Raw genomic sequence first — 11,900 nt, forward strand, 5'->3', positions numbered from 1 at the left:
TATTAGTCGGCGGTTCTGCGGCGATCATCAATATGATTCCATGGGGCGGGCCATTAGGACGTGTCGCTTCCGTTCTTGAAACAGATGTAACAGAACTATGGCATCCGCTAATTAAAATTCAGATCATCGGTGTTGTGCTGATGCTTTTACTTGCGGTCTTTATGGGCTTCCGTGAAAAACGCCTAATTGCGAAACGAGCGCAAACAGGACAAACGTTAAAATTCGATTTAAGCAACAGTATTTTAAATGCTGAAACAGATGAAACGTTAAAACGACCAAAACTTATTTGGGCAAATGCGATTTTAGCAATTGTTGTTCTTGCCGTATTAATGTCAGGACTTTTACCAGCTGGCTTGGCGTTCCTGATCGGTGTCGCAATTGCTTTACCATTAAACTACCGTACACCGAAAGAGCAGATGGGACGTATTCAGGCGCACGCATCGAACGCATTGACGATGGCTTCGATCATTATTGCGGCAGGACTGTTTGTAGGGATTTTAAACGGGACAGGCATGTTAACGGCCATTGCCAATAACGCCGTAAATATTTTACCTAGCTTTTTAGCACAGTACTTACATATTATTATCGGGGTACTCGGTGTACCGTTTGACTTGCTGTTAAGTACGGATGCGTATTACTTCGCGTTGTTCCCGGTTGTTGACCAGATCGGTTTAACATACGGCATCGATTCATTATCTACAGCGTATGCGATGATCATCGGTAACATCGTCGGCACATTCGTATCACCACTTGCACCAGCAGTATGGCTGGCACTTGGTCTATCAGGATTGGAGATGGGCAAACACTTGAAGTTCTCATTCTTCTGGATGTGGGGATTGAGTATTACACTACTAGTCATTGCGGTTTTATTAGGTGTAGTACAGGTTTAAAGAGAATAAAAATATTAATGAAGCTTCTTTTATAGGGAGCTTCATTTTTTTATGGTTATGAAATAAAAGGAGAGAACAGCGTGTATGTCTAATTAAGTAGAATAGGACTTTTTTAGGGGGAGAGTATGTTAGTTATCGGTTTATTGTCATACATAATAGTTCTTATAATTTTAGTAAAGCTAAACTTTTATGTAGCACTCGGCTTTATTGTTTTAACATCAATTGTTTCTAATGCTTATTTACCACAGCTGAAAGGATATGTTGGGGAACGGCGTATTCGCAAACTACTGGAAAGTTTAGGGGAAAACGTGAAGATATACAATGATCTGTATGTGCCGAAAAAGAATGGAGAAATGACACAGATCGATCATATATTACTTTCGCCGAACGGCATTTTCGTAATCGAAACGAAAAATTACACGGGTTGGATTTTTGGTAGTGAAAATCAAAGAAACTGGACTCAAGCAATTTATAAGAAAAAATCAAATTTCTATAATCCGGTCATGCAAAATAACACGCATATTAAAGCATTGCAAAACTATTTGAATATGGATGTAACGTTACATTCAATTATCGTTTTTTCGAATGCAGCAACATTTAAATTCAAGAAACCTTTTCAACAAGCACATGTTATTCAAACAAAGCATTTAAAACGAACAATTAAACAATATACAACACAGGAAATTTCAGACGAACAACTTAGCAGGATTTCAAAGATATTCCACACACTCATTCCTGAAACGAAACAGCAAAAGAAGGAAATTAAAAAGCGCCATCTGGAGCATGTAAAAGAAATCGCAAAGCCGAAACCTGCAAAGAAAAATGTGAGTAAGGTGAAGGTGGAACCCATTACTGCAGGACCGGCTATTGTCGAGCCAGCTAGTGTTGCTTCAGTTGCTACTTGTCCAAAGTGCGGCAGTAACCTGATAATGCGCAATGGAAAGCGCGGCTCATTTTATGGTTGTCAGGGTTTTCCGAAGTGCCGGTTTACGAGGGATTTATGATTATCTTTTATGCTAATATGTAAATAATAATTAGCAGAGATTTTAAAAAAGAAGGTGGCAATTTGTCAGCAATCGAAATATTGTCCTGGCCGTTCAAGCAAGAAAGCATTAACCAAATTAATAATAACCAACATTATTTGAACTACCCGGTCATCTACGTGTTAAATGGCAATAAAGAAGCTTACATAGGGGAGACGGTGTATTTTAAAAGCCGGATGAAAGCTCATTTAAGTGCGCGGAAAAATGTCAGTCAGATTAACCTCATCAAGCATGAAAAGTTCAACCGTTCGGCAACCTTTCATTTAGAAACGAAGCTGATCAATTATTTTCTTGGTGATGAGAAATATACACTGCAAAATAAAAGTAAAACGGCGAGCGATTTTACGCACAATTATTATGACAAGCCGTATTACGATCAGCAGTTGTTTAAAGAAATTTGGCAGAAGCTGTACGAGCAAAAGCTGGTCGATCATGAACTGCATGTCATTGAAAACAAAGACATTTTTAAGTTGTCGCCGTTTAAGGAACTCTCGATCGAGCAGCTTGAACTGAAAGAAAAGGTACTTGAGTTTTGTGAGAAGCAAGTAAGTGCCAATCCTGAAGAATACGGCAGTTTGTTGGTCATTGAAGGCGAAGCGGGCGTAGGGAAAAGTGTTGTGTTAAGCTCGATTTTCAACACGATTCAGGAACGGGTGGAAGAAGCTTCGTCACCGCTTTATCAAACGGAAAATTACTTAGTCGTCAATCACGAAGAAATGTTCAAAACGTATAAAGGGATAGCGAAACAGGTGAAGCATTTGAAGGCGAAAAACTTTGCGAAGCCGACACCTTTAGTGAATACGCTCCAAAAGGAAAATAAAAAGGCGGACATCATTTTTGTGGATGAAGCGCATTTATTGCTCACAAAGCCGGATACGTATAATAACTTCCATGGCAACAATCACTTGGAGGAGCTATTAAAGCTGGCGAAAGTCGTCGTCATCATTTACGACCAGAATCAGGTGCTGAAATTGAAGAGCCTGTGGGGGGCGGCAACACTTGAACAGTTAAAGAAGCGAAGCATGTACAACGAAGAATATCAGTTGACGAACCAGTTCCGGATGCAGGCAAATGATGAGGTCATCAATTGGATCAATGCATTCAAAAACAAGCAGCTGCTGCCGCTGCCTCATGATGAAAACTATGAATTCAAAGTGTTCGATACGATGAAGGAAATGCATGACACAATAAAAACGCGTAACAGTGAATTTGGTTTGAGCCGGGTCGTCTCAACATTTGATTACTTGCATAAAAAAGATGGCGGAACGTATTATGTGAACGAATCAAATGGCGAATACAAAATGCCTTGGAATACGACGAGTACGAAATATACATGGGCGGAAAAACCGGAAACGGTGCATGAAGCGGGCTCGATTTATACGATTCAAGGATTTGATTTGAATTACGTCGGTGTTGTGCTCGGACCGTCTGTTCAATATGATGCGGTACGAGACGAAATTGTCATTGACCCGAGCAAGTATATGGATAAAGGGGCTTATTCAGGAACAGAAGGCATTGCCGATGTGAACGATGCGAAGGAAAAGATTGTGCTGAACTCGATTAATATTTTAATGAAGCGCGGGATTAAAGGGCTCTATATTTATGCAAGTGATGAAGCCTTACGAAGTAAGTTATTGGCCGGTCAAGTTCAGGACTGCAGATAAATCAAAGCCCGGTACACACGAGTTACTGTTGTGTGTACCGGGTTTTTTATTTTTTAATCGTAAATAACATTTTTCCCTTCATCACTTAACTTCTTTAAAGACGCAAGCATATGATCGATGACTTCATCGGAATGTCGCTCCCATGAACCTAATTCGGCTACTATTTTTAAAGGCGTTTTCGAACGATAAGAGCGTGTTGGGTTTCCGGGGAATCTTTTGTCGGTAACGTTCGGGTCATTTTCGAATTCACCTAATGGTTCGACAATATAAATCCGCTCCTTTGCTGTTGATTTTGCCAACTCAGCACCCCATTTTGCAGCTTCCAATGTTGCCGTGAAATAAATATAATTCGATTTCTTATTTTGGTAATTCGATAAGTGCTGAGGTTCTAATAAATCTCCAATTTGTAGTTCTGCTTTCGTGCCATGAAAAAAAGGACCTCGATCCAGGACATCTGTTTGATCATTCATAGGACACACCCCTTTCGTTTTGTATATAACAGTATAGTACGGAAATAGAAAAAGAGTAGTCTAAAAATATTTATCCTGAAATGGTATACTAATAGTAGAGATTAATGAATGTCATACGTTTCACAAAAGTTTACATAGGGGAGTGACCGAGATGGAAACCGTATATTTTGCAGGCGGTTGTTTATGGGGTGTACAGGCGTTTATAAAAACATTGTCTGGTGTAACATTTACTGAAGCGGGAAGAGCGAATGGAACGACAAACACTTTGGACGGCGATTATGATGGGTTTGCCGAGTGTGTCAAAACCGAGTTTGATCCGAATGTTGTATCGATGCAGGAACTAATGGGATACTTCTTTGAAATTATCGATCCGTACAGTGTGAACAAACAAGGCGAAGATGTTGGCGAGAAATACCGAACAGGTGTGTACAGCGAAAACGAAGCGCACTTGATTGAAGCAAAAGCATACATTACAGCAAGACCGGATGCTGACCGAATTGTAGTCGAAGTTTTGCCTCTGACAAACTATGTGAGAAGTGCGGAAGAGCATCAGGACCGATTAACGCGATGTCCGGACGATTATTGCCATATTCCTGAATTGTTATTAACGAAATACAAATAATAAATGAACCTTCCATCTCAAACTTGACTGGAAGGTTCATTTTTTATTTTAAGGAAGGTTATTCAATCACATTCTTAACAAGTAATTTATTAATTTAACCATTTTGCGTCAAAATTTAACAGAATATTAACAACTTTATGATAATATAAAGGGGAGTTGGTTAGCCTTTGCTGATTGACCATAAATCGAATGTCTAGGAGGAGAAAAATGGTTAAAAATCGAAATGTACGTCTGCTGTTTTCATGGGTACTAATTGTTTTTATTTTCATTCAGCCTCTTCAATCTACTGTCACAAATGCAGCAACCGGGGATGGGTCATTATCGGCTCCATACACGGTGTCTCAGGCAATCAGCAATCCAAATAGCTCCGTAAAAACAGTTCAAGGTTATATAGTAGGACAGCCTACATCAACAACGACAGTCCTTACTAACAGTTTTCCGAATGACTATGCATTGGCCATAGCGGACAGTGCGAACGAAACGAATACCGCAAAAATGATCTTTGTACAGATACCAACTTCTTTCCGCCCTTCTTACGGCTTGAAATCCAATCCTTCGTTAATGGGGAAAAGCATTAAAATAACGGGGACATTGTCAGCTTATTTTTCTCATCCCGGCTTAAAAAATGGAACAGCATTTACGTTACAGGAAGGGAATCCAACAACTCCTGATCCAACTCCGGAACCTAATCCACCAACTGGCGGCTATTATGATGCAGCTATTGGAAAAACCGGTGCAGCTTTAAAAACAGCTTTGCATAATATTATTGATGATCATACAGAAATTTCGTATGCCAATGTATGGACAGCTCTGCGCGAAACAGATGAAGACCCGAACAATCCCAATAATGTCATTCTTCTTTATACAGGCCGCTCCCAAAGCAAATTGACAAACGGCGGGAATGCGAATGACTGGAACCGCGAGCATGTTTGGGCAAAATCCCACGGCGGGTTTGGCACGTCGATGGGTGCAGGAACAGACTTGCATCATTTGCGTCCAACCGATGTCAGCGTCAATGGTACGAGAAGCAATCTTGATTTTGACAACGGCGGGAACGAGCATTCAGAAGCAGCCGGAAACTACTATGACTCGGATTCATGGGAGCCGAGAGACAGCGTAAAAGGTGATGTTGCCCGGATGCTGTTTTATATGGCGGTCCGCTATGAAGGAGACAGCGGGGAAGTGGATTTGGAATTAAATGATAGAGTAAATAACGGCACGGCGCCCTACCACGGGAAAATTTCGGTACTGCTTCAATGGCATAAACAAGACCCGGTCGACAATTTCGAACGGAACAGAAATGAAATTATTTATACAGATTATCAGCACAACCGCAATCCATTTATCGATCATCCCGAGTGGGCATCGTCAATTTGGGAATAAAATATCAAGAAATACTCTCCTTTAAGTAAAGGGGAGTATTTTTATCCTTCCTGTTATATAATTTATGGAAGGGAGTGTTATAAATGGGCGAAATAGACATAAGTAAAGAGGCGATCGAAAAGGATTTGGCGTTGATTAAAACGTGTTTAAGACTCATTAATCAGGCGGTGATTTTAAGGGAGCGCAGTGGCGAAACCTTTACCCCTTCTGAAAATGAAGAGTTACATAGATTAATTTCTAAAATTGATAAGGACTTAAATGAACTTAAGGTGAACATAAATTATGATACAAGGTAAAGGGAGAGACTTGGAGCGTTCTGAAATCCAGTCTTTTGCCTTAACGATCCCAACCAACTATAATGAAACGATAGATGGTTTCTAAAGGAGATTTTTTAATGAATACACGAATGAATACAAGATATAAAATTACACGTCATGACCAAGATGGGAACCCTACACTTAGCCTGCAGGAATGCCAAAACTTCTTTGCGACAAAACCGGATTTCGAATATAGAGATTACTACAGTGTTACACAGGACGGCGTTAATATGAAAATTAACGGCTACTTCTTTATGTGGCAATTAGAAGATCTGGAAATACCGTTCCGTTTTTACGAGAACGAGCTGTATGTTGCGGTATCACACCCTTCAGTAATGGATAAAACGAAGGAAGTAGCCCGTGGCTTGGAAGCGAATTATATTGAGGGATAAAATCTTAGGAGATGGGGGAGTTGTTTCTCACATCTCCTATTTTTTATGCGCGGTTACACTGTATGACGGAAAGAAGGATTTACTATCATTTAAGAGAATTACTTTCTTATAGGGATTTTAATACCGATTAGGAGGATGAGTAGGATGGTTCAAAACCAGTTTAGTAGCGAAGACATGTTCATAACAGATTATTTGAAAGCGCAAGTTGAGAAAACACCTGAAGCAATTGCGGTATCATTTAATAAGGATGAAATTTCATATGAGGCTTTTTATAGAAATGTTGAACGAGTTGCAGCATTCGTACAAAGTAAAGGCATGAAAAAAGGGGATATTGTCGCCTCTATGCTGCTAAACTCCGATTTGTTTATGGCGGTGTATTATGGAGTTCAGCTTGCGGGATGTACATTACTTCCGATTAATACGAAGCTGGCACCAGATGAACTAACGTATATTTTCAATCATTCAGAAGCAAAAGGGTTAATTTATGATGAGCGTCTTGAAGAATCGCTGCATCGGGTGGATTACGGATTTGAATGGACACAAACACGGGATGAGCTTCGAGCGGAACTGAATATTGACAAAAAGCCTCAACCGGTGGAGAACAAAGCGAACGATACGACATTGGTGCTCTATACGTCTGGTACAACAGGGCGTCCAAAGGGTGTCATGTTAACACACCGTAATGTCATCAGTGCTGTGCAACAATGGTCTGAAAGTATCGGCTATGCAAAATCAGACCGCGTCTACATTTCAATTCCATTATTCCATTGTGCAGGTTTGCATGTAATCGCCGTATCAACGATTTATTGTGGTGCGACATTAGTAATCGATGAAATGTTTATACCGGATCGTACGATTCCTACTATTCTCGAGAAAAATATTACTGTATTTTCAGGTGTTCCAACGATGTATGCACTGTTATTAAGTAAGTTTGATTTTGCGAACCAGTCATTCCCGAATGTACGGAAAATGGTTTACGGTTCAGCACCGATGCCACATGAAATTATAAAAAATCTTAAAGAGGCGTATCCGAAAGTCGAGTTCCATAATTTATACGGTCAAACCGAAAGCAGCCCTGGTGCAACGGAATTATCTGATGAAGCGGTACTCACTAAAGTAGGCTCGGTCGGAAAAGCGTTGCCGAAGACAGAGTTGAAGATTGTGGACGCGGACGGTGTAGAACTGCCTGTTGGGGAAATCGGCGAGATTTGCATTAAAGGTGAGCAAATTATGAAGGGTTATTTAAAAAATGATGATGAAACGATGCAAGTAATTAAAAATGGCTGGCTTTATTCAGGTGATTTAGGCCGTTTGGATGAGGATGGTTATTTATATATTGTTGACCGAAAGAAAGATTTAATTATCCGAGGCGGTGAAAACATTTATCCGATCGAGGTCGAGAATGTTTTGTATCAGCTCCCACAAGTAATCGATGCGGCGGTCATTGGCATACCGGATCCGATTTATGGTGAAATTCCTAAGGCCATTGTTGTTTTAGTAGAAGAAGACGCGGTTACAGAACATGAAATTATGGATTATGCACGAAGTAAATTAGCAAAGTATAAGGTGCCGCATGTTGTGGAAATTGTAAAAGAGATGCCGCGTAACCCATCAGGGAAAATTTTAAAACATGTTTTAAGAGCGAGAGAAAAGGAAGATATTAAGAGTTAATAATTCGGGAAGCATCTAAAAAGGTGCTTCCTTATAGTTTTATTATAGGAAAGAAGGTTTTACTAATGAATTTATTAATTTTAGGCGGAACTGGCAGGGTTGGAAATTACCTGGTTGAAAATGCACTACAGGATCACCATCATGTATCGGTTCTCGTTCGTACACCTGAAAAAATCCAAATCAATCACAAAAGTTTAACGGTTATTCAAGGGAATGTGCTTAGTAAGGAAAATATTGAGCAGGCGATGCATGGGGCGGAACTGGTGATAAGTGCACTGAACACAGATGGGGGAACGACTTTAACAGAGAGCATGCCGCTAATTATTGATGCGATGAAAAAGGAAGGCATTAAACGAATCATCTCAATCGGTACTGCCGGCATCCTGCAAAGTCGCGTAAGCCCGGAACTGCTGCGCTACCAGTCTAGTGAATCAAAGCGGAAACTAACCCGCGCCGCAGAAGAACACCATAAAGTGTACGAGTTGCTGGAGCAGTCGGAACTTGATTGGACAATTGTCTGCCCTACATATTTGCCTGACGGGGAACGGCTCGGGAACTACCGGACAGAGCGAGATTTTCTACCGGTAGACGGCAGCCAAATTTCAGTTCCGGATACAGCGGACTTTGCTTATAGTTTATTGGAAAGCGGCGATTATATAAAAGCGCGCGTGGGGATCGCTTACTAATCTAATTTAGCAGAAATCATTTTGAAAATGCCGATGCCTGTAAGCTTCAATGACATTTTTTCATTTTGTGAAAGGTGCTTCTCAACATAAACAGACAGGTTATCGATTTTGATTTCATTGTAGTTGTGCACATCTTTCGGCTTTCCTAAATGAGTCATCAATTCCTGGACGGGCGGGGCACAGCAGGCGTTCACAGAAATAGTTTTTACGGAAACAGGCTTGCCTTTTGACTGCATCCATTTTTTCGTATTTGCATCTAGTTCGATTTGCATGAATGATTCCTCGCTTTCGTAGAGAAGTTCTAATATCACCGCTCAATGTTCTAATAAACTAAAAAATGTTCTAATAAAAATGTGATTTTCTAATATATATGTACGGTCTTCTAATAAGTGTCCCAGATGGTCAAATATGTGCTGCGGAAGTTCTAATAAACCACAGACATGTTCTGATATAACGGAAAATCTTCTAATATCCGTATTGCTTCTACCATATCATAAATCACAAAATATAAAAGAAACAAAAAACGAACGATTCGGATTCTCCGGTAAAGGAGATTCATAATCGTTCGTTTTAATCTTTACGAAGACAAAATATGTTCTGCCAAAACCCGCTGAACAGCATAAATATTTGTCGCTTTGTTAAACTTCTTTTGTAGAGGAACGCTATTGCCCGAAATCCAGATTTTCAACTCAGCATCCAAATCGAAAGTTCCGGCTGTTTCGATCGAAAAATTTGTAATGCTTTTGTACGGAATGGACATGTACTCAGTTTTCTTCCCAGTCATTCCTTGTTTATCAATGAGAATCAAGCGTTTGTTTGTAAAGATGAACGTATCTCTTATCACTTTATATGCATGCTTGACCACTTCATTACTCGTAATGATTTCGGCTATCTCTTTTTGAACATCTTCTGCCTTCAATTCACTTGCATTGCCCATCAAACCATCAAAAATACCCACTAAGTTCACCTCATCTGTTTATCTCCACTATTTTTGCCATTCTTTTAAAAGATATACTTACGAATCACTAAGATTATTCCAAAAACCATCTATTAATTTAGAAAACTTCCTTAAAAAATATAATAAATTTCTCTTATTATGAGTAAAAATATATGAGTTGGGTATTAATGCTGTATAACAAAATTAAAGGAGGAATTCTATATGAATCATTTAAAAGCTTTGGTTATTAAATTTGTGATGATTGCGGCGGTTTTAGGTATTATTCTTGCAGGGATTTTAGATTTCGCATTTAGCGACACATTAGTAATCAGTTTAGTGTTAACACTTTTGGCTTATGTTGTAGGGGATTTAGGGATTTTCCAAAATGCTGGTGCCCGCGCAGAGCAGGATAAAAGAAATATCGTCGCAACATTATCTGATGTACTTCTAGCAGCGATTGTTATCTACTTTATGGGACAAAGCTTTTCTGAAAACAGCGAAAATATTGTAGCAGCTGCCATTGTTTCAGCTGTAGTAATCGGTTTAGGGGAATGGTTCTTCCACAAATACATTGATAGACATGTATTTGATAGAGCCGATGCAACAAATGCTCAAAGAGAATATTAATAGTTTCGTATTGGCGCTTTCCAATAAGGAGAGCGCTATTTTTGTTTTTCACATTACACTTCCTAATAAAAGAACAGTTCAAAACAAAAAAACACGGAAATTGATCCGTGTTCAATGTAATTATTTTCGAGTTGTCGTTGTTTCCCACATATCCTTCAGCCAAGCGTCAAACTGTGCGCCTTTTTCACCTTCATATGTGTTGTAAATATCGATTCGCATTTTTTCCAATTTAACTTTGAAGTCTTCATACGTGTGGTCCGCAGGCAAGCTCTTCTTAATACGTTTGAAAATTTTGCGCAGGTCTTTGAACAATTCGCCTTTAGGTGCTTCAGACGGTTCAACTTGCTGACCTATTTTCTTTAACTGTTTCGCCGCCGCATCACGAACTTTCGTTACTAAATCAGCTTTCGCAACGTACTGCAAAATTTTGATCGATTCATCCGCTTTAATTTTCGCTAATTCCTGAACTGCATCTAAACGTGCTTCCCAGTCTGCTGAACGGTTTACGGCCTTCTTTAATTCACTGAAATTTTCAGGTAATTGTTGTGCTAATTCTTGATTTTGTTCACTCATTATTTTGTCTCCTTTGTCATTGCCTTACTAGCAATGATCCGCTCCATCTATTATAGCATGAAAGCGAGGCAATTACTCGTACTACTAGATGTACGGAATTGATCGCTGTGAGGCTGATTTTTCTAATAAAGCACTCTATTGTTCTAATATCCCGAAAAATTCTCTAATAAAAGGGAGATGTTCTAATATATATCCTATTTTTTCTAATAAGTGCTCTAAATATTCAAATAAAGCGTGCAACTGTTCTAATATGTGATGAAACTCTTCTAATATGTGATGAAACTCTTCTAATATGTAATCAAACTTTGCTAATAAAATCTCGCCCGGCCACCGAACAACGTGAAAAACATTGCTTACACCCAAAAAAGCGACCGACTAACTAAGAACTTCTAATAAACCCAACCAACCTTCTAATATCCTACGCAACTCTTCTAATATGTAATCAAACTTTGCTAATAAAGTCCCGCCCGGCCATCGCACAACTTTAAAATCTATGCTTTCATCCAATAGAGCGCAGTCCTAACTAACATCTTAAAACCCAACAACCCGCACCTCCCGAAAAAATAGACAACCTCAAACACGAAATCTCAACCCATATCAGTTACACTCTTACTAAGCAATTTAC

14 protein-coding genes are annotated in these 11,900 nt (G+C 39.4%); 10 read left to right on the plus strand and 4 right to left on the minus strand.

The window, feature by feature from the left end; translation table 11 throughout:
• From ABS917_RS18465 to ABS917_RS18475, 3 genes are all read left to right on the plus strand, one after another.
• Positions 1 to 890 (plus strand): citrate transporter (locus ABS917_RS18465; protein ID WP_350480355.1); only part of this gene is annotated, 890 nt, incomplete at its 5' end.
• A 125-nt stretch (positions 891 to 1,015) separates the two neighbouring features.
• Positions 1,016 to 1,894, plus strand: coding sequence for an NERD domain-containing protein (locus ABS917_RS18470; protein ID WP_350480356.1), 879 nt, complete (start codon positions 1,016 to 1,018; stop codon positions 1,892 to 1,894).
• A 62-nt stretch (positions 1,895 to 1,956) separates the two neighbouring features.
• The gene (locus ABS917_RS18475; RefSeq protein ID WP_350480357.1) at positions 1,957 to 3,597 is read left to right on the plus strand and encodes a DNA/RNA helicase domain-containing protein; all 1,641 of its coding nucleotides are present in this window, start codon (positions 1,957 to 1,959) and stop codon (positions 3,595 to 3,597) included.
• A 53-nt stretch (positions 3,598 to 3,650) separates the two neighbouring features.
• Here the strand turns inward: ABS917_RS18475 and arr are convergent, their stop codons facing one another.
• The gene (gene arr, locus ABS917_RS18480) at positions 3,651 to 4,067 is read right to left on the minus strand and encodes an NAD(+)--rifampin ADP-ribosyltransferase (RefSeq protein WP_350480358.1); all 417 of its coding nucleotides are present in this window, start codon (positions 4,065 to 4,067) and stop codon (positions 3,651 to 3,653) included.
• 151 nt (positions 4,068 to 4,218) lie between these two features.
• Here arr and ABS917_RS18485 point away from each other — a divergent pair, with 151 nt between their 5' ends.
• From ABS917_RS18485 to ABS917_RS18510, 6 genes are all read left to right on the plus strand, one after another.
• Complete coding sequence (locus tag ABS917_RS18485; protein ID WP_350480359.1) at positions 4,219 to 4,689, plus strand: peptide-methionine (S)-S-oxide reductase; 471 nt, start codon at positions 4,219 to 4,221, stop codon at positions 4,687 to 4,689.
• A gap of 207 nt (positions 4,690 to 4,896) precedes the next feature.
• Complete coding sequence (locus ABS917_RS18490) at positions 4,897 to 6,072, plus strand: endonuclease (RefSeq protein WP_350480360.1); 1,176 nt, start codon at positions 4,897 to 4,899, stop codon at positions 6,070 to 6,072.
• Between the two features lie 83 nt (positions 6,073 to 6,155).
• Positions 6,156 to 6,368: a phosphoglycerate mutase gene (locus tag ABS917_RS18495; protein ID WP_079524316.1), complete on the plus strand. Its 213-nt coding sequence runs from the start codon at positions 6,156 to 6,158 to the stop codon at positions 6,366 to 6,368.
• A gap of 98 nt (positions 6,369 to 6,466) precedes the next feature.
• Positions 6,467 to 6,781 carry an excinuclease gene (locus ABS917_RS18500; protein ID WP_350480361.1) on the plus strand — a complete coding sequence of 105 codons (315 nt, stop codon included), beginning with the start codon at positions 6,467 to 6,469 and terminating at the stop codon, positions 6,779 to 6,781.
• A gap of 144 nt (positions 6,782 to 6,925) precedes the next feature.
• On the plus strand, positions 6,926 to 8,452 hold the full coding sequence (locus tag ABS917_RS18505; RefSeq protein ID WP_350480362.1) for a class I adenylate-forming enzyme family protein: 1,527 nt from the start codon (positions 6,926 to 6,928) through the stop codon (positions 8,450 to 8,452).
• Between the two features lie 65 nt (positions 8,453 to 8,517).
• The gene (locus tag ABS917_RS18510) at positions 8,518 to 9,138 is read left to right on the plus strand and encodes an NAD(P)-dependent oxidoreductase (protein WP_350480363.1); all 621 of its coding nucleotides are present in this window, start codon (positions 8,518 to 8,520) and stop codon (positions 9,136 to 9,138) included.
• On the opposite strand, the gene ABS917_RS18515 is transcribed toward ABS917_RS18510, so the two are convergent.
• On the minus strand, positions 9,135 to 9,410 hold the full coding sequence (locus ABS917_RS18515) for a CC/Se motif family (seleno)protein (RefSeq protein WP_350480364.1): 276 nt from the start codon (positions 9,408 to 9,410) through the stop codon (positions 9,135 to 9,137). The genes ABS917_RS18510 and ABS917_RS18515 overlap by 4 nt on opposite strands.
• A 305-nt stretch (positions 9,411 to 9,715) precedes the next feature.
• Entirely contained in the window at positions 9,716 to 10,096 is a 381-nt protein-coding gene (locus ABS917_RS18520; protein ID WP_350480365.1) for a PH domain-containing protein, read from the minus strand.
• Positions 10,097 to 10,297: 201 nt separating this feature from the next.
• On the opposite strand from ABS917_RS18520, the gene ABS917_RS18525 reads away from it, so the two are divergent.
• Complete coding sequence (locus tag ABS917_RS18525; RefSeq protein ID WP_350480366.1) at positions 10,298 to 10,702, plus strand: DUF2512 family protein; 405 nt, start codon at positions 10,298 to 10,300, stop codon at positions 10,700 to 10,702.
• A 120-nt stretch (positions 10,703 to 10,822) separates the two neighbouring features.
• On the opposite strand, the gene ABS917_RS18530 is transcribed toward ABS917_RS18525, so the two are convergent.
• Complete coding sequence (locus tag ABS917_RS18530) at positions 10,823 to 11,275, minus strand: HEAT repeat domain-containing protein (RefSeq protein ID WP_350480367.1); 453 nt, start codon at positions 11,273 to 11,275, stop codon at positions 10,823 to 10,825.
• Positions 11,276 to 11,900 lie beyond the last annotated feature (625 nt).

The organism is Solibacillus sp., from assembly GCF_040273735.1.
Lineage (GTDB): Bacteria > Bacillota > Bacilli > Bacillales_A > Planococcaceae > Solibacillus.